Origin of the sequence: Cyclobacterium sp. (assembly GCF_014762705.1) — a bacterium.
Lineage (GTDB): Bacteria > Bacteroidota > Bacteroidia > Cytophagales > Cyclobacteriaceae > Cyclobacterium.
Genome location: NZ_JABURL010000050.1, coordinates 1 through 26,111 on the forward strand (window position 1 = coordinate 1; position 26,111 = coordinate 26,111).

Consider the following 26,111-nt stretch of genomic DNA (forward strand, 5'->3'; position numbering starts at 1 on the left):
GAAAGGTTTTGCTATTTTTTACTTTTTGGTTTGGTATGAACTAAAAAAATTATTTCAAAGATAATAGGGTTGTTTGGGAAATAAATTATTCCTAATATTAGCCTCAAAATCCCCCAAACTAACCAACCTAACGGGCTATTTAAGAATAGGAATGACTTGATAACGTATTTCAAAAGTTTGATTTCATAAACAAAATGAAGCGAATTCTTAATTTGGTTGCTCCGGAATAATTCGGAAGGTACTGTTGATTTCCGACAGTGATGGTTAAAATTAAACATTGGAAAAAACTCCAAAATCCAATCCATTAAATTGTTGATTTACTTATGAAAAAAAGTTTACTAATTTTATTCCTGGCTCTATTTGCCTTTCAAGGCATGGCACAGGAAAGAACGGTTACGGGCACCGTGACCGATGAAGACGCTGATTCTCCCTTACCGGGTGTCAGTATTTTGATTAAAGGGACCAATACAGGTACCATCACGGATATTGATGGGCAATATAGTATTAGTGTTCCCGATGCGCAATCAGTGCTGGTATTTTCTTATTTGGGATATGCCTCGCAGGAAAGGGTTGTTGGCAACAACAGTGAGATTAATATTACCCTTTCTTCCGAATTGGAGGCACTCTCTGAAGTAGTGGTTACTGCTTTTGGATTGGAAAGGGAGAAAAAAGCCCTTACCTACACTGTACAGGATGTGAGCACAAGGGAGCTTTCTGAAGCCAGAGAGCTTAATGTGATGAACTCGCTTTCCGGTAAAGTGGCCGGTTTGTCCATTAACCGCTCAGGCAGTGGTGTTGGTGGAGGCACTCGCGTAGTATTGAGAGGCAATCGTTCCATCAGTGGAGACAGCCAGCCTTTGTATATCGTGGATGGTGTACCTGCAAATGGAATCGAAAACCTGAATCCCGATGATATAGAGAGCATCAACGTACTTAAGGGGCCAAATGCGGCCGCACTTTACGGAAGCAGGGCAAACAATGGTGCGATTGTGGTGAACACTAAAAGAGGACGCGAAGGTGGTTTTCAGGTTAGTGTGAATACATCGTATATGTTTGATCAGCCCCTGATTCTGGCCAATTTTCAAAATGTATATGGTCAGGGAAGTAACGGCAACTATGCACCGGGATCGGAATTCTCCTGGGGTCCCAGAATGGATGGTTCTTCCGTAGCACATTGGTCTCCGGACCCTAACAGGCCGAATGACACCTATTCATTTGCTCCACAACCTGACAACATCAATGATTTTTATCAGACCGGACACAATCTGGCGACCACCCTGGCCATCACCGGAGGGAATGAGAGAAATCAAACCTATTTCTCCTATACCTACACAGATGCTGCAGGTGTAGTACCAGGCAATGCTTTGGGCAGGCATAGTATCAACCTGAGGTTGACGAATAAATTGTCAGAAAAGTTGACACTTGACTCTAAAGTCAATTATATCCGGCAGGACATAGATAACCAATTGGCTCAGGGAGAAAACTTCTCCAATCCCAACAGGCATATCATGCGCTTGCCCAGGAACATCACAACTGAGGATATTTCAGATTTTGAATTTATAAATCAGAATGGATTGCTTCGTCAGAATTATTTCAATCCGGGATCAAACGGTGGGGCCAATCCTTATTGGACCATCAACCGAAACCTGAGAAAGAACACTTCTGATAGGATTGTGGCCTTTACCTCCTTAAGCTACCAGCTGGCGGAAGGTCTGACCGTTCTGGGTAGGGCTGCTCTGGACCGCTCTTTTGGTAACAGTGAAGAGAAGTTGTACAACGACAGTTATATCATCGCCCAAAATGGAAGGTATTCCATTGGCCAATCTGAAAACATGGAGATCAATACGGACTTCCTGATTAGCTATGAGAAGACCTTAAGCCAGGATTGGTATTTTAATATCAATGCGGGAGGTAACAGCCGGATCAACAGGAACTCATCTTTGAATTCCAATACGGGTCAAAACATGGTTGTTCCTAATTTCTTTGCACTGACAAACACCCAACAGGTAGTATCAACTCATGGAGTGGGAGCACCAAAGGATGTAAATTCACTTTATTCCTTTGCCCAACTGGCTTGGAAAAATGCCATCTTCCTGGACATTACTGCCAGAAATGACTGGTCTTCTACTTTACCCAAAGACAATTGGTCCTTCTTTTACCCCTCCGTAGGGTTGAACGCCGTGGTATCTGATCTGGTGCAATTTCCAGAATGGTTCACTTTTGCCAAAGTAAGGGGATCTTTTGCAGAGGTAGGTAATGATACAAGCCCTTATCAGCTCCAGAGAACAGCTGCCTTTGCAGCGGGAGGATTGGGAGGATATCTTTCCTTGAGTACCACCCTTCCGAACGAAAATTTGCTTCCTGAAACGACGCAATCGATTGAATTGGGTGGTGATTTCCGCTTTCTGGACAATCGTCTAGGGGTTGACTTCACCTATTACAAAACCAATTCATTCAACCAACTATTTACAGTTGCATTGCCGGTAGGTTCCGGAGCCTCCAGTTTCTTCACCAATGGTGGCGATGTGCAGAATGAGGGAATAGAGGTTGTGCTCAATATCACTCCGATCCGAAAAGCTAATTTTAACTGGAATATCACGGCAAACTTTGCCCGAAATATATCCATGGTCAATGAGATCAATGACCAACGTCCAAGCATCGTTGTTGGTAGTGATTTCCTGAGACAATTCAGGGTTGAGGAAGGCAAAATGTTTGGAGAAGTTTATTCCAGGGGATATCTTAGAGATGACCAGGGAAGGGTAATCGTTGGAGATAATGGGGTCCCAAGAACCACTCCAGGATTTACTGTTCGCGTAGCCAATTACAATCCTATCTGGCTGGGAGGTATCCAAAATTCATTCAACTACAAAAACTTTCGGGCTAATTTCACCATTGATTTCCGTCAGGGAGGTAGCATTGCTTCATTGACCAATGCGATCATTTATGCAGACGGAATGACGGAAGAGACCTTGCAGGGAAGAGATGGCGGTCTGGTTTTTGGAGAGAATTTCATGGCACATGAAACCGCCGTAAGGGAAACAGAAGATGGTACTTTTGTTCCCAATGATATCGAGACCACTGCAGAACTATTTTGGGTAAATATGGGAGGTAGAAATGCGCCAATCGGCGAGGTATTCTCCTATTCTGCTACCAATGTGAGGCTAAGAGAGGCAGTGATTGGTTATACCATTCCTGCAGCTAAACTAGAAGGCCTGCCTTTAAATAGCGTCAGCATCAACTTTGTGGCCAGGAACTTGTTTTTCTTCCTGAATGAAGCGAAGAACATCGATCCTGATGTAACGGTAGGAACTTCTGCTGCTGCTCAGGGATTTGATTCCTTCGGGCCTCCAACGGCAAGATCCTTTGGTTTCAATGTTAATTTAGGATTTTAAAAAAATTAAAATGATGAAGATATCTAAAATAGCGATGGGTTTATCCCTTGCAGGCCTTTCTTTAGGTGCTTGTACGGAAAACTTTGAAGAGTTGAATACCCAGCCCAATGCCATTGTAGCATCCAATTTGGATATTGGTTTGTTGGGTCAGGCGTTTGCCAATGCCCAGGGCAGAGCCATGTACCTTGCCCCGGGAGGTAGCACAGCAGGCTTTCAGACCGCCCAAAGTTTGTTTGCTGATTTGTATGCCCAATACTTTGCGACCACCCAGGTAAACTTTGACTCTGACCGGCACATTCAGGTTGGAGGTTGGTCCAATGGCGCATGGAATTACTTCTATGGACAAGCAGCTCCTGTCATACAGTTTGTGGAGGAGTTTACTGAAGAGAACGAACTGCCCCTGGAAAACGCTTTTATCAAAGTATGGAAGGTGAATGCCTATCATAGGATTTCCGACTACTGGGGACCAATCATTTATTCCTCATTCGGAAACGGCGAGACCACGGTACCCTATGATTCCCAGGAGGAGGTTTACAGGGATCTGTTTACCGTATTGGATGAAGCAGTGGCTGTGTTGAAGCAAAACACCGGAGGATCTGCCTTTGTGGGTCATGACCAGATTTTCGGTGGCTCGGCGGACAAGTGGCTGACCTATGCCAATTCTCTGAGATTGCGGTTGGCCATGCGCGTCAAGTATATTGATCCTGCCCTTTCCAAATCAGAAGCTGAAAAAGCAGTGGCTGATGGAGTGATGGAGTCCAATGATGACAGTGCTTTTATCAACACCACCGTTCAGTCCAGAAATCCTTACTGGATCATCACCAACTGGGGTGAATTCCGTATGAGTGCTTTGATGGAAAGTGTAATGGTAGGCTATGATGATCCCCGTACCGGCGTTTATTTCAGCGAAACCGTAAATTACCAAACTACCGGTGAAGGCGAGCCTTATCAGGGCCTACGAAATGGCCTTTCTCGTGAAGATTTGGGTCAGACAGGTTGGAACGATGCACATTCTGATATGGGCGTTATCTTTCTGAATGAAGGACGAGGAGGTAGTGCTTCCGGAGAACCCTGGAGAGTGCTAAGTGCTGCTGAGGTTCAGTTTTTACTGGCTGAAGGTGCCCTTGAAGGTTGGGCAATGGGTGGTACCGCACAGGAATTTTATGAAAAGGGAATTGAATTGTCCATGTCTGAGCCCAGAATTGGTGCTGAGCCTGCAGCCATACAGGCTTATATCAATAGTGACAATACCCCTAAGCCGGTAACATTTCCCGGGAATCCGGAATGGAATTTGGGACCAAATTCAAATGTGCCTGTGGCATTTTTGACTGGAGGTACCAAAGAGCAGCAACTGGAGCAAATTTGTACCCAAAAGTGGGTTGCTATTTATCCTGACGGCTGGGAAGCATGGGCTGAACTGAGAAGGACCAATTATCCAACTCCTTATCCCAGGTTGAATTCTGACAATGAAGATGTTCCTGCCGATGAAGTAATGCCCAGGTTGATATTTGTACAAGGGGAATACGACAACAACAATGAGGCAGTGACGGCAGCAGAACAGTTACCTGAGTTGACAAGCAGGGGAGGCAATTCCAACGGCACCAAGCTTTGGTGGGATGCCAAACCTGAATAGAATCTCATTTTATTTCTTTTAAAAAAAAGTGCCGTCAATAGCGGCACTTTTTTTAGTTTTATATCAAATTGCCAAGTCATGATCTATCTATCCCGGTTTTCCTTATTTCTATTTCTTTTGTTGATTGGATTTTCATGCAAAAGGGAAAACCCGGATGCCTTGTTTTCAGAATTGTCCTCCGGTACCACTGGAGTGGAATTCAAAAACCTGGTCCGGGAATCGGATGAATTCAATGTACTGACCTATGGTTATTTTTATCAGGGAGGGGGCCTGGCAGTAGGAGACATCAATAATGACAGTTTGCCGGATATTTACTTTACGGGAAACATGATGGCCAGCAAATTGTACCTGAACAAAGGTAATTTTAGATTTGAGGACATTACTGAAAAAGCCGGCGTTGCGGCAGCAGGCTTGTGGAATACCGGAACCACCATGGCAGATGTCAATGGGGATGGATTATTGGATATTTATGTTTGCCGATCTGCCGCCAATGACCCCGATAACCGGAAAAATCTGCTATTCATCAATCAGGGAGACCTGACTTTTAAAGAAGCCGCGGCGGAATTTGGCCTGGATGATCCTGGTTATTCTACCCAGGCTTCTTTTTTTGACTATGACAATGATGGAGATCTGGATATGTTTCTATTGAACCACTCCACCCAGGAATATGCAGGATTCAGCAGAATTGATGGCTCTTATAAAAAGAGAACCGGAGCTTTTTTGGGGGATAAATTATACCGTAATGATCAGAACCGCTTCACGGATGTCACCAGGGAGAGCGGGATTATTGACAATGTTCTTGGATTTGGGCTTGCCGTTACGGTAAGTGATTTTAATGATGATGGCTGGTTGGATATTTATGTAAGCAATGATTATAATGAAGAGGATTACCTGTATTTCAACCAACAGGATGGAACATTTGAAGAAGAAGTAAGAGAGCACATGGGACATGTTTCTCTTTTTTCCATGGGTGCCGATGCCGCCGACCTGAACAATGATTTGCTTCCAGATCTGCTTACTATGGACATGATGCCTGAATACAATTTTAACCAGAAATCAATACTTGGTCCTGAAAATTATGACAAATACAGGGAACTTTTGAATAAGGGTTTTCATGCTCAATCCATGCGCAACATGTTCCAACTTAATAAGGGGGAGGGAGATTTTATTGAATTGGGCCATTACAGTGGTATTGCCCATTCTGATTGGAGTTGGGCAGTGCTGGCTGCTGATTTTGACAATGATGGTTGGAAAGATGTATTTATAAGTAATGGCTATGCCAGAAATTACCTGGACATGGATTTTTTGAATTATATGGTCAGCGAAAGGATCAAATCCAATCAGTCCGGCAAGGAGGAGGCACTGACCGAATTGATTGACAAAATGCCACCTATTTATGTCAGAAATTACCTGTACCACAATCAGGGTGACCTTACCTTTAAAAATAAGGCCCAGGAGTGGGGGCTGGATAAGGAAACGGTTTCTAACGCATCCGCTTACGCAGATTTGGATGGGGATGGAGACCTGGACCTGATCGTTTGTCATACCAATGACCCGGTAAGTATTTACCGAAACAATAGTGAAAGGCTTTTTGACCATGCCTACCTTAAAGTCAGACTTGATGGAATGGGCAACAACACATCCGGTATTGGAAGTAAGGTGGTGGTTCATGCCGGAGGGCAAAGTTTCCTACAGGAAATGATACCTGTCAGGGGTTATCAATCTTCTGTAGACCATGAATTGGTTTTTGGTTTAGGAAACCAGAATCGGGTCGATAGTCTGGAAGTCTGGTGGCCAGGTGCTGGGTACCAGGTGCTTCGTGATCTTGAAGTTAACCAAACCATACTATTGGACCAGCGGGAAGCTGAAGCAAAACCCTCTGACAGGCAGACAAATGAAAATTGGTTAGTTGAAGTTGATAATGCCCTGGGGCTGGATTTTATTCATCAGGAAAGTAATTTTCTGGATTTCACTCAAGACAGGCTGATGCCAAATACCATGGGCTCCATGGGTCCGAAAATGGCCATTGCAGATGTGGATGGAGACGGACTTCAGGATCTGTTTATTGGAGGGGGAAAAGATCAGGCAGGCAAACTTTTTTTTCAGAATAGGAAGGGGTATTTTTCAGAATCCAGACAAATTGCCTTACAAGAAGACAGCCTTGCTACCGATACGGATGCTGTTTGGCTGGATGCCAATGGAGATAGTTTCCCTGATCTGTATGTTGTCAGCGGCGGCATTGACTTTTCTGAATATCACTCTGCTTACCAGGACCGGTTGTACCTGAATGACGGGAAAGGAAATTTAATTCGATCTGAGGATGCGCTTCCGGAAATGTTATTCAGCGGAAGTGCTGTAACAGTGGCTGATATCAATGAGGATGGTTTTCCTGATTTATTTGTAGGAGGAAGATATTTGCCGGGAAGATATCCGGAAGCTCCACGTAGTTATTTGTTGTTAAATGATGGTAAGGGGCATTACCAGGATGTGACGGCCCAATACAGCAATGAGTTGCTTGCTCCTGGTCTGGTTAGTGATGCCTGTTTTGCAGACACCGACGGGGATGGTAAAGCAGAATTGGTCCTGGTCGGAGAATGGATGGGGATTCAGGTTTACAAACTGGAAGGGGACCGTTTCGAACTTACCCAAAAGGACCTTTCCGAACGGACCAAAGGCTGGTGGCTGAGCCTGCATGTGAAGGATATGGATAGAGATGGGGATGTGGATATTCTGGCGGGGAATTACGGAAAGAATACGGTTTACCAGGCAAGTCATGAACAACCCATGCAGGTAATTTACAAGGATTTTGACAACAATGGGCGAAACGATCCCATATTGACCTACTATAAGGCGGATACAAATGCTTTTGCATTCAGCAGGGATGAAATGATAGGACAATTGCCAATGATGAAAGGGAAATTCCCCGACTACCGCTCATTTGCCCAGGCTGATGTGAGTGAAATTTTGGAAGCCTTGGGTATGGTCGAAGCAGATACTTTGGCGGCCTATAGATTGAAATCCTTGTTTTTGGAAAATGACGGCGAGGGTAATTTTACCGAAAAGCTGCTGCCTGAATCGATTCAATTTTCTCCCCTTTATGCCGTGGAAAAAGCCAGGGTTCCGGGCCAGGCCAATCCTGTATTATTTACAGGTGGAAACCTGAGCAAGACCAGGGTCAGCACGGGCAGATTGGATGCCAATCCTGGTTTTGTATATGCGATGGATGATTCTGAAACCTGGAGGCTATTGCCGCATATCAACAGCGGTCTGCATATTCCCGGAGAAGTCAGGGATATAAAAGAAATTCAGGTGCAGGGAAAACAATATTATGTATTTGCACAAAATGATGGTAAAATAAGGGTCTTTACTCCCAAAAATGATTAAGTTTATATTCTAAGTATTTCAAATTAATAAACTCTTCCAAAGTTTTAAACCTTGGAAGAGTTTGGTTTATTCTTTTGGTGGTTTTCTGTGCCAATAGGAGGCCAGCACGGAACCTGTAATGTTCATTAAAGGTCCAAAAACAGCTGGGGCCAGGCCTACGGTGGCGATTTTACCCATTTCCTTGGCCAGGCCTGAGGCCAATCCCCCATTTTGCATGCCTACTTCCAGGGCCACGGTACGGGCATCTTTTTCGGAAAGTCCAAGCCATTTGCTGACCCAGAAACCCAGGTTATAGCCCATGACATTATGGATGAAAACCAGGATGATCAACAAACCTCCGATATCCAGTAAACTGTCCCGGCCTGCAGCTGTAATGATGACGATAATGACGCCGATTCCGATCATAGACACCAAAGGCATGGCATCATCCAGCCACTTGGCTTTACCGCTTAAAAATCGATTGAATAACAATCCGGCCCCAATGGGGATAATGACCATTTTGATAATGCTCCACATCATGTCCAGCACGTCTATTTCCACAAATTCTCCCGCCAGAAGTTTCATCAGAAGCGGTGTCATAAATGGAGCAAGCAGGGTAGAGATTGCGGTAATGGTAATGGAAAGTGCCAGGTTGGCTTTTGCCAGGTAGCTCATCACGTTTGAAGCCAGCCCACTTGGTGAACAGCCAATCAGTACCAATCCGGCAGCTATTTCTGCAGGGAAATTGCTCAGGCTGGCAAGGATAAAACCCAAAACGGGCATGATGGTAAACTGAGATAGCAAACCGATAAATACTCCTCTGGGCATTTTGGCCACTCCGGCAAAGTCCTTTATGGACATGGAAGTACCCATCCCAAACATTATGATCTGAATCAGTGGAGTTATCAGATTGCTATAGGAATAGCCCTTGTATTCCACAAAATATTCCGGGTAGTACATGGCTGCTGTCACCCCGGCAAAAATCATGGTAGTGTAGGTAAAACCTTTAAGCTTTTGAAAACCACGGAAACCAATACCCAGGAATACAAAAAACAAGATAAGAATCGGACCAGCAGCAGCAATCATTCCTGAAATGATCATAATGAAAGCAAGGAGCAGGCACAATAGTCCTGCTCCAATGATGGTTTTGAAAAGTTTTTCTTTTTTCAAGGTCAAATGGGTTTAAAGGGTCGGGATTTAAAAGCGGAATAAAATGGCGTTTATATATAGGCTATGCAGTCCATTTCCACCAGAGAATCACCTGGTACACCCCCATAGGTAGCTACAGTGGTACGAACGGGTGGTTTGCTTCCAAATCTTCCCCTAAATACCTCATTCATGCCCTTATAATCGCTTAAATCGTGCAGGTAAACATTAACTTTCAGTACTTTCTCCATGGAACTACCTGCCTTGACCAGCTCTTTCTCCAGCTCCTTGAGCACATGGTCGGTGTGGGCTTTGATGTCCCCTTCAAAATGAGCACCTTTTCCTGCAATGTATACGGTATTTCCCAACTTCGTTGCCCCGGAAAACAGAGGCACATCCTGCTCCTCCTGAATATTAAAAGCTTCCTTTTCAGGTGCCCCATCAGTACTGGCATGGGCTACCGATCCAACTCCCGCTATTCCTGCAAGGCTGGCAAATAATTTTTTGATGGTACTTCTTCTTTTCATCTTTTCCATTATTGTAGGTGTCGATTTATGGTAAGCATTAAAACCATTGAATATATGGGAATAAATTTTTTTCTCCAAATACTTCCGGTACAATGCCCCCAAGTCTTGTCCAAACGGAGAATCTATAGCTTGGAATTTATGGTCTGACTCGGACCAATGAAATTTTTGGATATCAAAAAATTTTTAATTCTTATTTTTGTGTAAATTCACTCTATGCCAGAAGGCGTATTGCTGCTATTTTTGGTTAAATTTGATATGATGAATTTTGTTTATTAATGCCATTCAATATGTTACTTACGAAAGAAAAACCCTGGACTGCACTACTTTTATTTTTGGTGTTGGGTGCTTGTGCCGGGAAAAACGAAAAAGCCAATTCCGTAGATATGAAGGACCAGGAAGAATTTTATACAAGTGAGCCGTTTACCAGGAATAGTGAATTTACTACCGGCATTGAAGGACCGGCGGTGGATAAAGAAGGAAATGTTTATGTGGTAAATTTTGGTGAGGCAGGTACTATTGGTAAGGTTACGCCGGAGGGTGAAGCCAGCCTGTTTGTTAACCTGCCGGAGGGAAGCACAGGAAACGGGATTCGTTTCAACAGCAAGGGAGAGATGCTAATTGCAGATTATACCGGTCACAATGTATTAAAAGTAGACATGGCATCCCGGGAGGTTTCCGTATACGCCCACCATGATGAACTGAACCAGCCAAATGACCTGGCCATAATGGATAATGATATCTTATTTGCCAGTGATCCCAACTGGGCCGAAAGTACAGGACAGATTTGGAGGGTAGGCCTGGATGGTCAGTTTGTACTTTTGGAAGCTGATATGGGTACCACGAATGGCATTGAAGTTAGTCCCGATAACAGCACCCTGTATGTTAATGAATCAGTACAGCGGAAGGTCTGGGCTTACGACCTCGATGAAAAGGGGGATATTTCCAATAAACGACTGATTCATTCTTTTGATGATTTTGGAATGGATGGCATGCGTGTAGATGTGCAAGGTAACCTGTTCATCACAAGGCATGGAAAGGGTACTATAGTGAAATTGTCCCCTGATGGGGAATTGTTGAAAGAATTTGCCGTATCCGGGAAAAAACCTTCCAACATTGCCTTCGGAGGGGCAGATGGAAAAACAGCTTATATCACCCTCCAGGATAATGGCAACATAGACCGTTTTAGATCAGAAGAAGCAGGAAGAGCTTTTGATAAATAAGTTGGGAATAGTGCCCTCATTCATTTTTTACTGAAATCATGGTTAATCTAAAAAAAGGAGACAGGCATTGGTCCAAAGTATTAAAACTTAACGGAGTAGGGGCATGGGAAATAGATCCTGCCAATCAGTCCTTTAATTGCTGTGCCATTGGCAGGGAAATCCTTCAAATTTCTCAGGTTGCACCGGTATCAATATCCTCCTTAAAGGATAAATTCAAACCCGATTTTTCTACTATGCTCACACATGCGCTTGGGAATTTCCTGAATGCCGGTCAGGCTTTTCTTGAGGTGCTGGAACTCCTATCGGGTTCCCGGGTTATAGTCAGGGGCAGGCTTGTACAGGATGGTGATGCTATGCGCTATTGTGGTTCAATAGAATCGCTTGATGTTTCGGGCCTGACCCAACAGCCGGAGCTTTTTTCTGATAGAAGTGACCTCTACAAGATTCTGTTTCAAGACCATCCCATGCCCATGTTCATCTGGGAATTTGGAAGCCTCAATATTATCGATGTCAACCGGCAGGCCTTGTTGAAATATGGATACAGTAGGGAAGAATTTTTAAGCTTAAATATCAGGGATATCAGGCCTGTAGAAGACATTCCGCTGATTGAGAAGTTCACCAAAGGTGGGGATATTTATGGTAATATTCACCAAAAAGTCTGGCGGCATTTAAACAAAGCGGGTGAATTGATGCTGGTGGAGATTACAGGGCACCTGGTAGAAGTAGCAGGAAGAAGTTGTTCTATGGTTTTGATCAATGACATTACCAATAGAGTAGAGGCAGAGGAGCAGCTTCTGGAAAGCCTTAAGGATTTGTCTGATTATCGTTTTGCTTTGGATGAGTCTTGTTTGGTGATGATCCTGGATAGGGAAAGGAAGGTAGAATATGTCAACCTGAAATTTCAGGAAATTTCAGGTTTCGATAAATCCGCCCTGGACCAGCATTCACTCAAGGTGCTTTATGATGAAAGTGAGGAGCACCTGATCCAGGATTGCTGGGATGCGGTTTTTTCCGGAAACATCTGGAGTGGAGAACTTAAGGGTAAGACAAAATACGGCGGGATATTCTGGGTAGACACAGTAATGATCCCTTTTAAAGACAACCAAGACTTTGCCTATCAGTACATATGGGTAGGCTATGATATCACCGAGAAAAAGCTTGGAGATGAAGCATTGATAAAGGAGCGTTCTTTGTTGCGGGCCATTATAGACAATTTACCTATTCAGATATATGTAAAGGATACCGAAGGAAGGTATATTATCAACAACAGGTTTCAGTATGAAAACCTTTTAGGGAAGACAAGCGAGGAAGAGACCCTGGGTAAAACGGTTTACGATTATTTCCCCGAGGAAATTGCCTCGGGGATGGATGCTTATGACAGGCAGATTCTAAGTGATGGTGAGCCGATATTGAATGTGGAGGAATATTACCATGATCGCAATGGTAGACAGGTTTGGTTGTTGACCAATAAGGTACCTTTGAAGGACAGTTATGGAAAAGTGGTAGGCCTTGTTGGCATGTCCAGGGACGTGACCGATACGAAACAGAAAGAAGAAAATCTGAAAAGCCTCAATGGTGCCCTTCAGGATAAGGCTTTGGAGCTGGAGCGTTCCAATCAGGAGCTGGAGCAGTTTGCATATATTGCTTCTCATGATTTGCAGGAACCCTTGCGGATGATCACCGGATTTTTGGGATTATTAGAGAGAAAATACCAGGCCTTACTGGATGAAAAAGGAAAACAGTATATTCATTTTGCGGTGGATGGAGCCAGTCGCATGAAAAACATTATCATGGACCTTCTGACCTATTCCAGGGCAGGAAGAATAGAAGAAAAGGTAAAAGAAGTGGCCATTGATGAACTGGTTTCCAATATTCTCCAGCTTCATAAGGAATTGATCCAGCAAAAAAATGCCCGCATCAGTCTCGGAAAATTACCGAGGTTGATAATTCCCGTTGCCCCTATCCATCAGGTATTTCAGAATCTGATCAATAATGCCTTGAAATATCAAAATGAAGGTCACATACCTGAGGTTGATATTCAAGCGGAAGAAAATGAAGATTATTGGATGTTTATTGTAAAGGATAATGGTATAGGTATTCCGGAAGGCCTGCATGACCAGGTATTTATATTGTTTTCCAGATTACATGAGAAACAAAAATTTACCGGCTCGGGGATCGGGTTGGCAATGTGTAAAAAAATAATTGAAAACCTTGGTGGTACCATAGGGTTTAGGTCTGCTGAGGGAATAGGAAGTACCTTTTTCTTTACCTTTCCTAAAACAATAAGTGATAAAAGGCTTACAGGTTTGACCAATGATTTTGAGAACTAGTTCTTAGAAAATTCATGTATTGATTGGATTTAAATTAATTATTTTCTTAATTAAGGGGTTTTTGAAACATTAGTAAAAATTCGAGAAAAATAACAGCAACCGAACAAACGATTATTTACACATAATTTTAAGGACATAACCAAGTTTGTTTTTTAGTAGATTGTAATGGTGAAAGATCAGGAAGGGTATCATTTATTGTTGGTTGAAGATAACCTGGGAGATATTTTACTGATTGAGGAATATCTTCATGAGAAAATCCTTAATTTGGATCTGTCCGTGGTTAATACTTTTGAAGAGGCAAGGGAAAAATTAATTGATCCGACGATCTATTTTGATGCGATCATTCTGGATTTAACTTTACCTGATTTACAAGGAGAATCCCTGATTTTGAAGGTCAAGGAACTTGCTGGAGATTTGAGTATTTTGGTATTGACGGGCTATTCCAACATAGAATTCGGGATGAAATCCCTTACTTTGGGTGTTTCTGATTATTTGCTGAAGGATAACCTGTCACCTACCTCATTGTACAAAAGCATTGTTTATAGCATAGGTAGGAATGAAATCTCCGCTCAGTTACAGGACTCCGAAAAGCGCTACAAAGAGCTTTTTCAGCTCAGTCCCCAGCCCATGTATTTGTATGATATGGATACCCTGGACTTTCTGGATGTAAACAAGGCCGCCATAGACCATTATGGCTATTCGGAGGAAGAGTTTTTGAATATGAATCTCAGGGATATTCGACCCAGGGAAGAAATTTCCAAGCTGGAAATGGTGATCGCCGGCATAAGGGAAGGAAAAACCATAACCGGACCGAAAATATTCAAACACCGAAAGAAAAACGGGGAAATCATTACCGTAGAAATAAAAAGCAACGTGATTGATTACCAGGGAGTAAAGGCTGAGGTCGTGCTTGCCAATGACATTACCGAAAGGGTGCAATACATCCATGCCATTGAGGACCAAAACAAACGTTTACAGGAAATCGCCTGGATGCAATCTCATGTAGTCAGGGCACCTTTGGCCCGTTTGATGAGCCTGGTGATGGCCATGGATAGTTTGGAAAAAGATTTTGGCAAGGAAAATTTTCGTAAAATGATAATGGATTCCGCAGAGGAACTGGATGATATCATCAGAGATATTGTAAACAAAACCGATAAGGTAAGCCTGAAAGAAAAAGACAGCAACTAATCGTTTTATTTCCTGTTGATTTATTTTTAAGTTGGTTTATATTCATCCAGAAGGTAATATCCCTGAAGCAATTCTGTAAAACCACTTTTGGTCAGTGGCTTAAGTTGAAAAGAAAAAACATTGTGAAACAAGTTGGCCTTTTCTCTGTCCTGCTGACTGCTTGAAGAAGTCAGAATTATCACCGGAATTTCAATTTTTCTTTTGCGCATGAATAAAAGAATGTCCCATCCACTGACTATGGGCATGTTTAAATCCAAAAAGATCAGTGCTGGTTTCTCCTTTTCCAATGCGTCCATGGCTAATTCCGGATCATCAAAATCAAAAATTTCAAGGTCCTCCCGGATCATGGATAAATACTTCCGGTTCAGTACATTTGTAATTTTCTGGTCATCAATTAAAAACACTTTCATAATCTTACTATTCGTTTTTACTTCTCTTCTTTATCAAAAAATTCAGACCTTTCTATCACTTCGATAATTGCCCGATCCAGATCCATGACCGATTCGGATAGCAAGGGTAAAATATCACTGATGTATTCTTCAACCAGAAGGTCTTCTTTAATAGCTACCAAGCTGATTACCCTGGTAAGGGGCTCTCTAAGTTGGTGTGAATTAAACTGGATCAACCCCCTTAATTTTTTATTGGAATCCTTTAATCGGGTAGTTTTTTCGATAATGATGGATTCCTGCTGATTGTTTAATGCCTGGATTTCAGTATTCTTAGATTGTAATACAGTTGTCAGGCTTTCCAATTCCTGGTTTTGCAAATGGATCAACTGTATCATTTTCAGGTTCTCTATCCGGGCAGATAGCATTTTATTTACCACCTTGATAATTGGAATGCTTTTTTCATTAAATGGATTATCTATATGAGATCTGATGCTGAGTAGACTGAAATGGTTGTTCTCATTAAAGAATTTCCAGGCGTGGGTGCTGGTGTTGCTTTTCTCACAATAGTTATATTCTGGTATCCCACTCTCGAATACCTGTTTATGGATAGGGTCCAGTTGATCCAGATGGCAGGTATGGTAGCGGGTTTTACCCATTTGATTTACCCAGAAGCAATCAACCTCCTGTCCTGCGATAAAGAAATAATTAAAGTCCTGGAAATTCAACAGGTATTTTAAATGTAAACTGACTTCCAAAGATATTTCCTCTAGCTTTTTGGCCATGGATATACCTGCAGAAAATTTCACCATGGCCTCAAAAAGGATTTTGTACCCCAAATAAGGATTGGATACTTCCATTTTAAAGGGAATAACTTAACTCCACAATTTCATTATCTATTTTAATACCGGAGATGTTGGCAATGGTATTGAGCATGTTAACCAGGTCCGCCTGAGCAAAAAGTTCCTGAATTTCATCTTCATTAAATCCTGCCTTCATCAGGGCATCAAAATCTTTTTCTTCCACATGTCCATCAGAAAGTGCCGCGTTTGCTACAGTCCTTACGGCCACTTTATAGCTGTTTGGCACCAAGTCACTGTCCATGTTTTCAGATATTAAAAAATCCGGATCCGAACTTAGGGATTTTCCCATCATATCGGCAAATAACTTGTGAGCTTCCGCACAATAGCTACACTGCCTCTCGGCAGAAACGGTGTAGATAATCAATTGCTTGATGATGTTGGGTACATTCCCCTCACAAAGGGTGGACTTTAACTTGATCCAATTTCCTTTTAATAGTGCAGGGTTTCCTGCCTGACATTTAAACCAGTTTAAAACAAATGGAATGCCTAGTGTTTTTTTGGTGTCGTCATAGATTTCTTTGATATCCTGACTAGCCTCCTGATACTCGATGATTGAAAAACTTTTTTTCATAAGTGCGTTAAGATAAAAAATGAACATTTTAACTTTAGTAACCTAGAGCAAAATTAAATTTATTTTTTATATAAATACAAAGAATTAAATATATATTTTTTAATAAAAAATAGAATTACATTTTTTTCTGTTTGAAATTAAATTAATTGTATGTAACCCGAAGGCGAGTTTGCCAACTGCTTATCAAGCTTTACTAAACAGTAAATAAGATTGTCAGCAAATTCAGGGACTTTTTAATGCATAGTGGTTGTAAATGAAAAATGCCCTCCCTGAAGGGAAGGCATTTTGACAATTTTTTCTATCTTTTGACTTTATTGAATGATTTCCTGTGCGGCCATTCCATTGAAGTCGTATACGATATTGCCATCTTTGATGGTCATTTCACATTCCAATCTTTGGTTTGTCTCTACTTTTTGACCTGTGCGGTCCCAGACCCCAAAGTCTCCCTCTCTCACCCTTAATATGGCCAGATCGGCTATGGCTCCTTCAGACAAGTGGCCCAACTCGGTCCTTTGGATGACTTGTGCCGGTTCCCAGGTGCTGGCACTGATCACTTTGGGAAGTTCCATATCAAGTGCCATAAAGGTGGTCATGACATTCAGCATATTCTTCATGGCTGCATTCATACTTCCTGCATGCAGGTCCGTACTGATGGTATTGGGATAGAGGCCTGCAGCTATGGCCGGAATGGCCTGACGGAGTTCAAAACTGGCACCTCCATAGCCCACGTCAAAAATAATCCCCCTTTTTTGTGCTTCCAGTACAAATGGTTGGAATTGTCTTGTTTCCCTGTCCACTATGGTTTCTCGGGCACCGTTAAGTTCTGCATAAGTATGGGTATATATGTCCCCGGGCCTCAACCTTTCAAAGAAGAGCTCGCGGATGGAAAGAGGTTCAAACTGTGTAGAACCTCCAAAGTCCACAATCACAGGCATTTTGGCGATGTTTCCCGCTTCCACCGCACGATCAATAGGAATCCAATCCCTACTGCCATAATGGGCAACCTTAAAGCCCACAACATGCTGGCGGTTTTGCTGGGCCACCATGGCGCTCAATTTGGCGTCCATGTCCCCGGTATTTTGCTCCCAGGCACCTCCTCGCATTCCTTCTCCCACTATATTCATAAAGGCCAGTACACGGGTCTTGCTTGCATCAATGATATTCTTCTTGAAAGTATCAAAGTTTTTCCAGCCGGGACCTCCGCAGTCCACAATGGTAGTCACTCCAACCCTGAACGTAAACCCATCCGGTGGAACGGCTATCAAACCATCACTTAAATAATGGTTTGGCTGTGTTCCGTGAAAAACATGACCATGGATGTCTATCAGTCCTGGGGTTACCAAAAGTCCCTGAGCCGGAATCGTTTTCCTGGCATCAGAAGCGTTAATGGAACTGGCTACCCGGGCAATTTTGCCATCAGTTATGGCAATGTCCATTACCCCGTCAATATTGTTTTTTGGATCAATCAACCTGCCCCCTTTGATGAGCAGATCATAGGTTTGGGCAGGTAACAGTCCACTGGAAAAAACCAGCAGGAATAAGAGAAAAAGATTTTTGATTTTCATGGTTTAAACTTTAGCAATGTTTAATTCTTCAGCGATTCTTTTGGCGACAATTTTTTCTTCTTTGGGCCTGAGCATAAAAACGGTCATGCTTATTGCATGGTCACCACCACTGATTACTTCAATGGAGGGATTGCCCTGCCTGAGTTTTTCCTGTAATTGAGCCCGGCTGAGCTGGATTTTATCCGGATCCCAGCCAATTTTGAGATAAGGGGTGTGGTTGGCAATTTCGGGAACCGATACTTCCGTAGTCACGCTATCGATTTTTTCCACCACGCTGGCCACATAAGCCACCTTATCTTCCCATTCCTGCCATTCCTTATCGTGGTCTTTTTTAATGTATTCATCCAAAGCCACATACATGCCCAGGATTTCTTCTTTATTCACCTTCATGCCCCTGCCAATGGTGCCTCCTCTGGGGGGGGCGCTCAACCTCGCTGCTTCGATAAGATCCTTCCTCCCCATAAGAATTCCGGCACTTTGCGGACCTCTCATGGCTTTGCCTCCTGAAATGCATACCAGATCAAAACCCATGTCATTGTACTTCCAAAGGTTCTCCACCGGAGGTACATCTGCTGCCATATCGATCATGGTGGGAATCCCGTGTTTTTTGCCTAAAGCCACCCACTCTTCATGCTTGATCTTTCCATCAGGTGCCTGATAATTTAAAAACCACATCATTGCCGTTTTTCCATTAATGGCGCGATCTACATCAGCAGCTGTCTCTACTTCTACCACGCTGACCCCGGTATTGGTGATGGCGTGTACGTATCCTACATTGTGTGATTTTTGTACGATGACTTCTGACTTCATCCCTTCAAGGTTAGGCAGTTGCCTGATTTTATCCCGGTCTGTTCCTGTCAGCACACCCGCAGTCCCCAAGACCATGGCAGACCAACATCCGGCAGTAACCGTTGCGGCTTCGGCATGACAAAGGGCTGCAATTTTCTCTCCCACTTTGTCCTGTACCTCGTCCAGCATGATATAGTGACGGGAAGAGAAATTAATGGTTTCCATCACTTCTTTTGGCATCAGGGAAGCAGTCATGGCCGTGTAAGTTCCAGCTGCATTGATGAAGCTCCTCAATCCCAATTCCTTAACGATATCTCTTTTTGGGCTTGTTTCAGCATTTGCAGCCATGGTTCCTGATAAAGGAATGCCTCTGCCTATCACCCCACCTACCAATGGTAAGGCACCCAGTCTTTTTAGTAATTTTCTTCTGCTTATCATAATTATATTTGTTTTAGCATGTCCCGCTCTGGCTGCCAATTATCGGTGTTCCTGAGCTCAGTCTTCTATTTCCACTATCATTTCTATTTCTATGGCAATATTGTTGGGTAAAGAACCCATACCTACAGCGGAACGGGCATGCTTGCCTTTTTCTCCAAAAACCTCAACCATAAAGTCCGAAAAACCATTCATGACACGTGGTTGTTGGGTAAAATCCGGGCTGGCATTGACCATTCCCAATACTTTAACGATTCTTTTTACCTTGTTCAAATTTCCGATTTCAGCTTTCAATGAGGAAAGTAAGGCAATTCCGGTAAGCCTGGCAGCCTCTTGTCCTTCAGTTACCGTAAGTTCAGTGCCCAACTTCCCCTGAACACTGGTTCCGTCTTCCCGTGCAGGACCATGCCCGGAAAGGAACACCAGGTTTCCCGTTCTTACCGCCCTGACAAAATTGGCAGTAGGAGGAGCTGGTGTTTTTAAAGTGATTCCCATGGATTTTAATTTTTCCTCCGGATCCTGTTGGGCATGGCCCACAATAGATATGGAAAGAAAACCGATTACCAGTAAAATTTGAAGTGGTTTAAGCATATTTATTAAGTTTGAATTAGACTATTATTGAAAGGTGATATTACCAAAATACCTGGGTAGGTGAAAGTCTGGTCTGTCATTAATTACTTCGTTCCAGGTAAAATAGTGAGGATTGCTGGTTTTACTGCCCGTCTTATAAAAGTTGGCTTTCCAGGTAACCCCCGGAGCAGGCGTTGATATGTTGCGATGCTCCTTCAAAATACTAACAGGCATTTTGAATTCTATGTACCAGGTCGTATCCTCCCGGATTTCCGGATCAACCTTGTCCGGCATGCTATGTGCGATCTCTATTTGTCTGATATCTTCCGGGTCCAGTACCTTATACTCTTTTCTGGGACTGGTGACATAGTGAAGGAGAGGAACCCCGGAGCAGTTGATTTCCAGATTAAAATATTCCAGTGGCGCAGCGACATCGGGAGAAAAGAAAAATTCCACACAGGAATCTGTCGAAACCGGGCCGTTTATTTCCTGAACCAGACATTGTACATAGCGATCTTGCACCTTAAAAATGCCATAAATATTGTCTTTGTCATACCTCAGTTTTACTTCGGTTTTTGGAGAAAATGAAGGTGTTTCTCCCATATGAAAGGCAATCTCAATGGCAGGAACTTCCTTCCACTCTTTCTTTTCCCAATTTCCATCGATAAGGATGGGTTTTGAAACTGGATGTACCATGTATGTGGATGGGTCTGCTGCAGAATGGCTCATGGTATTTGTAAAATGGCTATTAAAAAAGCCAAGTGTTAGCATTAAGATGAATAGTCCAACTTTCATTGATGTTTGAATTTAGGGAATAAAGGCAGCGAACGCAAGTTATTGCAATTCATTCCTGACTTTAGCTACCTCGGTTGCTGAAATACTGGAAGAATTATTGCCAAAGTTTTTCCTTATATAGGTCAAAACTCCAGCCACTTCCACATCACTTAAAAAGGAGTGTGCAGGCATGATACCATTATACTCCACCTCATTGACCTCAATTTGCCCTTCCATTCCATTCAATACCAGGCTGATCAATCTTTTGTTATTTCGGGTTACCCATTCTGTTTCGGACAGGGGAGGGAAGCGGGTGCCATCACCTTTACCATTGGCTTGATGACAAGTAGCACAATATATATTGTAGGTTTGTGCACCAGTTTCAAGGAGTCCCTTCTCCAGGTTATCGGCTTCCTCATCTGGGTTTTTGATGTTTGTTCTGGTATTTTTTCGTTCTTCCAATTCAGCGAGGGCTTCCTCTCCAAAATCTTCCTTTTCACCAGTATACATCACCCTCCAAATCTTCCCCTGTACGCTTTCTGTGATATAAAGTGAACCATCAGGGCCCATGGAGATGCCCATAGGTCTTGCTGCTGCATCCCCGGTATTTACTATGGTATCCAACTGTGCAAAGCCATCTGCAAAGACCTCCCAGGGTCCGGAAGGTTTGCCGTTTTCAAAAGGGACAAAGCCGACAAAATAGCCCCCTTGTGGATAGGGACCTCTAATGGTACTGCCATGGAAAGCCACAAAGGCTCCGTTTTTATACCTTTCCGGAAACTGCTCACCTTGGTAGAAATATAGATCATTTGGGGCAAAATGGCCTGGAAAACCCAAAAGGGGAGATTCCACATTTTCAGCACCTGTGGCTAAAGTTTTATCGCCGCCATATTCCGGATTAAGTAATTTCTTCTCCTGTAAGTGGTCGTAATAATAATAGGGCCATCCTCCATCTGTGCCATCTTCTACTTTAAAAAATTCTTCAGAAGGAAGAAGCGCTGACTCCCATCTTGAAAATAAATCCGGCCAGGTACGGTGAAGGTTATCCCTGCCATGTTGCACCACATAGAGGCTGTTTTCGTCTTTATTCCAGTCCATGGCCACTACACTGCGGATGCCGGTAGCATACCTGTACCCATCCTGCTGGGTTTGGTTGAGCTTGTTGGCATCAAACCGCCAAATTCCCCCATGCCATTCCAGTTCGGGGCAAGGGTCCATTCCCGGTGCACCTGGTCTTCTGTTGAACTCCTGACATACATCACCGGGAGAGCCAAAAGGCACGTACATGTTTCCTTCCTGATCAAAAGCCAGGGGTTTGGCTATGTGTTCATATCCATGAACTGCATTCTTATAATCATCTTTCATGATTAATTCTACTTCTCCTTCAGGTACCAATTTTTCCGGATCAATCTTTGTCCGGTAAACCTCCCCAGCCGTACTGAAATAAAGGTAGCCATTATAAATTTCCATTCCAGTACCGTAATTGCCTGTGTCGGAGTATGCTCCAAAAGTTTCCACCCTATCTGCTTTCCCGTCTCCGTTGCTGTCTCTTAAGGCAACAATTCCTTGTCCTTCCTCATTAGGAACTCTCAGTTTTACATAAATGTCCCCATTTTCGTTTACGGTCAGGTGCCTTGCCCGACCAATGCTGTCTACGACCACAATTGCTTCAAAACCATCTGGAAGAAACAGCCCCCCATTATCCAGATCAGCAGGAGGAAGATTGTTGTCGGACTGACAAGATGTAAAAAAAATCAAAATCAATGAAGTGAGTAGCCCAGTAGTCAAGTAATGGCGGGTGCTCCAAATTCTTTGTAACATGTCTTGATCAATTGAAAGTAGAAATAGCTAATATGTGGGTAATTTGTACTGGGTGCCTATTTGGTAAGTAATATAAAGTGAATTCGTAAATTTTCCACAAAATAAATGGTGATTCACCATAAAAAATTACCTAAATGGAGGATAGTGTATGATAGCGGTGATTGATTATCTGGGAATGAAAGGCAGGACCTCAATAAAGCTGCTGAAATAGCAATGGGTTGTGAAAAAGTCACCTTCGAATTTTTATTTGGAAAATTAATGGTGCTTATTTTATCAGTCAGTAAAGAAAGTTGTCCCCAAATTCATTTTGTAGATGATCACAAAGTCAATATAGCCAGACTGACTCTTTTCTGGTTGAGATTTTCGGAAGTTTTGCAGGTTAAGCATTGAAAAGGTTGGTGCAACAGGCCATAGGATCAGGCTACATGGGTGAGAGACACCAAATAATCCTTAATATCTTTTAAGTATTGCATGACGTGAACATTGGCAGGAATATTCAGGTCCTGCCCGATAATTTGATATCCTGAAATTAAAATTTCAGAAGCTGCAAACCTTTCGCTCAGTGAATTCAGGTATTTTTGTACTTCTTCTCCTGATGGAGAGGTGGTAATGACAGTGACTAAAAAATCGGGCTTGTGCGCATTATACACGCTATTCAGGTCTTCGTCAGGTGTGTTTTGCCCTAAATAGATGACTTTATGACCACTTGATTTGAGTAAGTAACAAGAAAAAAGCAAGGAGATTTCATGCAACTCACCTTCTGGCAAGAATAAGAGGAATTTCTTCCCTCCTCCAGTATACATTTGTCCGTCAATAGCTACTATTAATTTTTGCCTGACCAGATTGCTAATGAAATGTTCCTGACCAGGGTGAATGCTACCGGTCTGCCACAGAATCCCGATTTTGGATAAAAACGGATAAATGATGTGAAGCATGGTTAGTTCAAATCCTATTTTAAGGATATTGGTTGAAATTATCTTTTCAAAACGTTCTTCATCTAATTCTACCATGGTGATGATCAGGGAATGGATCTGATCGTCATAGGCAAATGATCTTTCCGTTAATTTAAGAATCTCTGATTTCATGTTTTCCAGAGTCATCCTGGCAATCTTACTGATTTTATATCCATTGTCATTCAACAAGGCTACGTTAAGAATCAACTTCAAGTCTTCATCATCATAGAAGCGGATATTGGTATCTGTCCTTTTGGGTTTTAGCAAATTGTACCTTTGTTCCCAAACCCTAAGTGTATGGGCTTTAATGCCTGAAAGCTGCTCTAAATCCTTTATTGAATAATTACTCATCTCTATTTTTTTTAAAGTACTTAAAAGGAACAAAAAACAAACCGAAAGATACAGATCCATCCCTGTACCTGCTGGCATGGTGGGCCTGATGGGCTTTAAAGATGGCGGCAAGGAATCTGTTTTTCGGTTTTCCAAAAAACTTCAACCGGCGGTGAATAAGTACATCATGTAAAAAGAAATAACTCATTCCGTAAATACTTATTCCCATGCCCATCCAAAATCTGTAATCATAATTTTCGAGCCCTAAGAAAATTAATGATATGGCAATACCTCCAAAAAGTAATGAAAACAAATCATTCAGCTCAAAATAGCCTTTGGAATGTTGGTGGTGGGTTTTATGAATTTTCCATAAAATGCCATGCATGAGGTACTTATGAATAAACCATCCAGATACCTCCATGGCCAAAAATCCTACCATTATATATAATAAAGCATAAATCATCTTTAGGGTAACTTTAGAAGAAATAAAATGTTTTACTTATTCAAGGATAATTGCCAAAATGGAAAAAAACAAGATCAGGTTGATGAAAATGAACAAGTTAAGCTGATTTCTTTTGTCAAATGTTGTCTTCCTGTATGTCAGTTGAATGATAAAAGCAATTAGAAACCAACCTGCAAAATTCGATAAGGGAATGTGATCGAGTTCCCATTGCCAAAAATCAAGTTTGACGGCTACCGGTTCGAGAACCACATCCATCAATACCATGAGAATGGAACTACAAATAGCAGCTAAAATATCGTTTTTAATGCGTTTGTTTAGGATACCTCCCGTGAGATAGACCAATAAAAACCAATTTATCCCAATGATCAATGGGACTCCAAGCACTTGAAAACCAAGCACCTGTCCGTAGGCGTATTCACCAAATATCAACCCCGTTTTTACACCAATGATTTCCGATACCATCCCTACGGTAAAAGCAAAAATACCAAATAACCAAAACCCCAAATTGAAATCTTTATGAAAAGAAATCAATATTCCGGTCACAACAAGTAGATGAACAGGGGTTAAGGTTTGAAATATGGGCCTGCTTATTGAGAAATAAAGCCCCAGCAAGCCAACCAAATGGAGGATTAATAGGGCTGTTTTAGCTGTAACCAGCTTATTTCTTTTTAAAAAAGACAGCATTTCTCTGAAACTCCTCATGGCCGGGTAAAATGGTTTGGTTTTCGGTACAATTTTGGTACTGTCTATTGTTAATTGATTTTTTATACTTTTGTTTCTAAATTGTTAAGTAGGGCCGTGAAATGCGAGCCAAAATTAAAAAAAAATAGTTAAACCAATGATACTTTATAATATTACCATCAATATTGACAAGGAAAGAGAATTTGAGTTTGTTGAGTGGATGAAGTTTGAGTATTTGCCAAAAGTGATGCAGACAGGCTTGTTCTTTGAAAAACGTTTCTTCAGACTTCTTCAGGAGGACAATGGTGATGGGGTGAATTTTTCTGCCCAATTTTTTACTGAGGGAATGGAGGACCTGGAATTTTTCCAACAGAAGTATGCGCCGGTATTGAGGGAAGAAATTGTAGAAAAATTTGGAAGTCAATTTGTATCCTTCAGATCGGTTTTAGAATCTGTGGATTGACTGCTCTTGTCATCAAGTTCCGGTTTTCATCAAAAGGTCTCCTTTTCTTTTTACTATCGAAAGCCCAAAGTATTCGTTAATGATTGATTTACACCTATTTTCAGCAAAACCAGCCCGGGAAGGGTTATCATAAAGGAGGGTCATTCGGAGCATGGTTTTCACATATGCTTCCTGCTGCCCTAATGCACACAGCCATTTTTTTAAGCAAAGGGCCCAATCTTCCTGGTATTTTTCAAAGTGAGATTTACCATCAAATAGAATTTCCAATTGATTTGACCCGTATCTGAAGCGGTATATTCCCGCCAATTGTCTGTATATGAGGGAAAGGTGATTTGGAGGAAACTCCTGCTGTTGGAGAATTTGCAGGTAGGTGTCATCCCTTAGCTGCAAGGGGTTGAAAAGACAAATGAAAGATTGCTTTAATTCAATTAAAATCAAGGCCATCATTTCCTTTTCCATAGCCAACTGAGCTTGTTGGAGAATGTAATTCTTGTCTAAAGGAAAGAGTTTTTTAGCCATACTTTATACTTGAGATAGTAAAATAAGCAAAACTATGCCAAAATATAAAGTAGCTTATTAAAAATAATCCTTTAGGAGTGTTTTTAAACAGGATAAATGTATTTCCAATAAGTAAAAATGCAGGAGTAG

Annotated in this window: 21 protein-coding genes; 7 read left to right on the top strand and 14 right to left on the bottom strand. The window is 42.2% G+C overall.

From position 1 onward, the window contains the following. The first annotated feature begins 323 nt into the window (after positions 1 to 323). From HUJ21_RS09270 to HUJ21_RS09280, 3 genes are all read left to right on the top strand, one after another. On the top strand, positions 324 to 3,392 hold the full coding sequence (locus HUJ21_RS09270) for a SusC/RagA family TonB-linked outer membrane protein (protein ID WP_291369048.1): 3,069 nt from the start codon (positions 324 to 326) through the stop codon (positions 3,390 to 3,392). A gap of 10 nt (positions 3,393 to 3,402) precedes the next feature. Next, positions 3,403 to 5,025 (top strand): SusD/RagB family nutrient-binding outer membrane lipoprotein, encoded by a 1,623-nt coding sequence (locus tag HUJ21_RS09275; protein ID WP_291369050.1) that lies wholly within the window; start codon positions 3,403 to 3,405, stop codon positions 5,023 to 5,025. 78 nt (positions 5,026 to 5,103) lie between these two features. Continuing rightward, positions 5,104 to 8,409 carry a VCBS repeat-containing protein gene (locus HUJ21_RS09280; RefSeq protein WP_291369052.1) on the top strand — a complete coding sequence of 1,102 codons (3,306 nt, stop codon included), beginning with the start codon at positions 5,104 to 5,106 and terminating at the stop codon, positions 8,407 to 8,409. A 66-nt stretch (positions 8,410 to 8,475) separates the two neighbouring features. On the opposite strand, the gene HUJ21_RS09285 is transcribed toward HUJ21_RS09280, so the two are convergent. Next, positions 8,476 to 9,558 carry a bile acid:sodium symporter family protein gene (locus tag HUJ21_RS09285; protein WP_291369054.1) on the bottom strand — a complete coding sequence of 361 codons (1,083 nt, stop codon included), beginning with the start codon at positions 9,556 to 9,558 and terminating at the stop codon, positions 8,476 to 8,478. Positions 9,559 to 9,608: 50 nt separating this feature from the next. Beyond that, entirely contained in the window at positions 9,609 to 10,070 is a 462-nt protein-coding gene (locus tag HUJ21_RS09290) for a RidA family protein (RefSeq protein WP_166150230.1), read from the bottom strand. Positions 10,071 to 10,348: 278 nt separating this feature from the next. Between HUJ21_RS09290 and HUJ21_RS09295 the strand changes: the two genes are divergently transcribed. The 3 genes from HUJ21_RS09295 (at position 10,349) to HUJ21_RS09305 (ending at position 14,799) form a co-directional block, all read left to right on the top strand. Continuing rightward, positions 10,349 to 11,281: an SMP-30/gluconolactonase/LRE family protein gene (locus HUJ21_RS09295; RefSeq protein WP_291369056.1), complete on the top strand. Its 933-nt coding sequence runs from the start codon at positions 10,349 to 10,351 to the stop codon at positions 11,279 to 11,281. Positions 11,282 to 11,319: 38 nt separating this feature from the next. Next, the gene (locus HUJ21_RS09300; RefSeq protein WP_291369058.1) at positions 11,320 to 13,611 is read left to right on the top strand and encodes a PAS domain S-box protein; all 2,292 of its coding nucleotides are present in this window, start codon (positions 11,320 to 11,322) and stop codon (positions 13,609 to 13,611) included. A gap of 165 nt (positions 13,612 to 13,776) precedes the next feature. Then, the gene (locus HUJ21_RS09305; RefSeq protein WP_291369060.1) at positions 13,777 to 14,799 is read left to right on the top strand and encodes a PAS domain S-box protein; all 1,023 of its coding nucleotides are present in this window, start codon (positions 13,777 to 13,779) and stop codon (positions 14,797 to 14,799) included. Between the two features lie 26 nt (positions 14,800 to 14,825). Here the strand turns inward: HUJ21_RS09305 and HUJ21_RS09310 are convergent, their stop codons facing one another. The 11 genes from HUJ21_RS09310 to HUJ21_RS09360 all read right to left on the bottom strand — a co-directional run bounded on the left by HUJ21_RS09310 (position 14,826) and on the right by HUJ21_RS09360 (position 25,021). Further along, positions 14,826 to 15,209, bottom strand: a complete 384-nt coding sequence (locus HUJ21_RS09310) for a response regulator (RefSeq protein ID WP_291369062.1) — start codon at positions 15,207 to 15,209, stop codon at positions 14,826 to 14,828. A 17-nt stretch (positions 15,210 to 15,226) separates the two neighbouring features. Beyond that, positions 15,227 to 16,045, bottom strand: a complete 819-nt coding sequence (locus tag HUJ21_RS09315; RefSeq protein WP_291369064.1) for a hypothetical protein — start codon at positions 16,043 to 16,045, stop codon at positions 15,227 to 15,229. Between the two features lies 1 nt (position 16,046). After that, positions 16,047 to 16,619: a carboxymuconolactone decarboxylase family protein gene (locus HUJ21_RS09320; protein WP_291369066.1), complete on the bottom strand. Its 573-nt coding sequence runs from the start codon at positions 16,617 to 16,619 to the stop codon at positions 16,047 to 16,049. A gap of 311 nt (positions 16,620 to 16,930) precedes the next feature. Beyond that, positions 16,931 to 18,184 (bottom strand): amidohydrolase/deacetylase family metallohydrolase, encoded by a 1,254-nt coding sequence (locus HUJ21_RS09325; protein ID WP_291369068.1) that lies wholly within the window; start codon positions 18,182 to 18,184, stop codon positions 16,931 to 16,933. 3 nt (positions 18,185 to 18,187) lie between these two features. Continuing rightward, on the bottom strand, positions 18,188 to 19,411 hold the full coding sequence (locus HUJ21_RS09330) for an aminotransferase class V-fold PLP-dependent enzyme (RefSeq protein WP_291369070.1): 1,224 nt from the start codon (positions 19,409 to 19,411) through the stop codon (positions 18,188 to 18,190). A gap of 57 nt (positions 19,412 to 19,468) precedes the next feature. Continuing rightward, positions 19,469 to 19,999, bottom strand: coding sequence for a RidA family protein (locus tag HUJ21_RS09335; protein ID WP_291369072.1), 531 nt, complete (start codon positions 19,997 to 19,999; stop codon positions 19,469 to 19,471). Between the two features lie 24 nt (positions 20,000 to 20,023). Next, on the bottom strand, positions 20,024 to 20,707 hold the full coding sequence (locus tag HUJ21_RS09340) for a carbohydrate-binding family 9-like protein (protein WP_291369074.1): 684 nt from the start codon (positions 20,705 to 20,707) through the stop codon (positions 20,024 to 20,026). Between the two features lie 105 nt (positions 20,708 to 20,812). Further along, a complete protein-coding gene (locus HUJ21_RS09345) occupies positions 20,813 to 22,573 on the bottom strand; it encodes a c-type cytochrome (protein ID WP_291369076.1) in 1,761 nt (586 codons plus the stop codon). 416 nt (positions 22,574 to 22,989) lie between these two features. Continuing rightward, the gene (locus HUJ21_RS09350; RefSeq protein ID WP_291369078.1) at positions 22,990 to 23,877 is read right to left on the bottom strand and encodes a MerR family transcriptional regulator; all 888 of its coding nucleotides are present in this window, start codon (positions 23,875 to 23,877) and stop codon (positions 22,990 to 22,992) included. After that, positions 23,870 to 24,319, bottom strand: a complete 450-nt coding sequence (locus HUJ21_RS09355) for a sterol desaturase family protein (protein WP_291369080.1) — start codon at positions 24,317 to 24,319, stop codon at positions 23,870 to 23,872. Before HUJ21_RS09355 ends, HUJ21_RS09350 begins: the two co-directional genes overlap by 8 nt. 36 nt (positions 24,320 to 24,355) lie before the next feature. Next, complete coding sequence (locus HUJ21_RS09360; protein WP_291369082.1) at positions 24,356 to 25,021, bottom strand: carotenoid biosynthesis protein; 666 nt, start codon at positions 25,019 to 25,021, stop codon at positions 24,356 to 24,358. 136 nt (positions 25,022 to 25,157) lie between these two features. Between HUJ21_RS09360 and HUJ21_RS09365 the strand changes: the two genes are divergently transcribed. Beyond that, positions 25,158 to 25,463: a DUF4286 family protein gene (locus HUJ21_RS09365; RefSeq protein WP_166150202.1), complete on the top strand. Its 306-nt coding sequence runs from the start codon at positions 25,158 to 25,160 to the stop codon at positions 25,461 to 25,463. Positions 25,464 to 25,475: 12 nt separating this feature from the next. Here the strand turns inward: HUJ21_RS09365 and HUJ21_RS09370 are convergent, their stop codons facing one another. Next, positions 25,476 to 25,982, bottom strand: a complete 507-nt coding sequence (locus HUJ21_RS09370) for a hypothetical protein (RefSeq protein ID WP_291369085.1) — start codon at positions 25,980 to 25,982, stop codon at positions 25,476 to 25,478. Positions 25,983 to 26,111: the final 129 nt, after the last annotated feature.

Bases quoted from the DNA above. Each gene is read 5' to 3' on its own strand.
- HUJ21_RS09270 (WP_291369048.1), top strand. From the start codon at position 324: ATGAAAAAAAGTTTACTAATTTTATTCCTGGCTCTATTTGCCTTTCAA.
- HUJ21_RS09275 (WP_291369050.1), top strand. From the start codon at position 3,403: ATGATGAAGATATCTAAAATAGCGATGGGTTTATCCCTTGCAGGCCTT.
- HUJ21_RS09280 (WP_291369052.1), top strand. From the start codon at position 5,104: ATGATCTATCTATCCCGGTTTTCCTTATTTCTATTTCTTTTGTTGATT.
- HUJ21_RS09290 (WP_166150230.1), bottom strand. From the start codon at position 10,070: ATGGAAAAGATGAAAAGAAGAAGTACCATCAAAAAATTATTTGCCAGC.
- HUJ21_RS09295 (WP_291369056.1), top strand. From the start codon at position 10,349: ATGTTACTTACGAAAGAAAAACCCTGGACTGCACTACTTTTATTTTTG.
- HUJ21_RS09300 (WP_291369058.1), top strand. From the start codon at position 11,320: ATGGTTAATCTAAAAAAAGGAGACAGGCATTGGTCCAAAGTATTAAAA.
- HUJ21_RS09305 (WP_291369060.1), top strand. From the start codon at position 13,777: ATGGTGAAAGATCAGGAAGGGTATCATTTATTGTTGGTTGAAGATAAC.
- HUJ21_RS09310 (WP_291369062.1), bottom strand. From the start codon at position 15,209: ATGAAAGTGTTTTTAATTGATGACCAGAAAATTACAAATGTACTGAAC.
- HUJ21_RS09315 (WP_291369064.1), bottom strand. From the start codon at position 16,045: ATGGAAGTATCCAATCCTTATTTGGGGTACAAAATCCTTTTTGAGGCC.
- HUJ21_RS09320 (WP_291369066.1), bottom strand. From the start codon at position 16,619: ATGAAAAAAAGTTTTTCAATCATCGAGTATCAGGAGGCTAGTCAGGAT.
- HUJ21_RS09325 (WP_291369068.1), bottom strand. From the start codon at position 18,184: ATGAAAATCAAAAATCTTTTTCTCTTATTCCTGCTGGTTTTTTCCAGT.
- HUJ21_RS09330 (WP_291369070.1), bottom strand. From the start codon at position 19,411: ATGATAAGCAGAAGAAAATTACTAAAAAGACTGGGTGCCTTACCATTG.
- HUJ21_RS09335 (WP_291369072.1), bottom strand. From the start codon at position 19,999: ATGCTTAAACCACTTCAAATTTTACTGGTAATCGGTTTTCTTTCCATA.
- HUJ21_RS09340 (WP_291369074.1), bottom strand. From the start codon at position 20,707: ATGAGCCATTCTGCAGCAGACCCATCCACATACATGGTACATCCAGTT.
- HUJ21_RS09345 (WP_291369076.1), bottom strand. From the start codon at position 22,573: ATGTTACAAAGAATTTGGAGCACCCGCCATTACTTGACTACTGGGCTA.
- HUJ21_RS09350 (WP_291369078.1), bottom strand. From the start codon at position 23,877: ATGAGTAATTATTCAATAAAGGATTTAGAGCAGCTTTCAGGCATTAAA.
- HUJ21_RS09355 (WP_291369080.1), bottom strand. From the start codon at position 24,319: ATGATTTATGCTTTATTATATATAATGGTAGGATTTTTGGCCATGGAG.
- HUJ21_RS09360 (WP_291369082.1), bottom strand. From the start codon at position 25,021: ATGAGGAGTTTCAGAGAAATGCTGTCTTTTTTAAAAAGAAATAAGCTG.
- HUJ21_RS09365 (WP_166150202.1), top strand. From the start codon at position 25,158: ATGATACTTTATAATATTACCATCAATATTGACAAGGAAAGAGAATTT.
- HUJ21_RS09370 (WP_291369085.1), bottom strand. From the start codon at position 25,982: ATGGCTAAAAAACTCTTTCCTTTAGACAAGAATTACATTCTCCAACAA.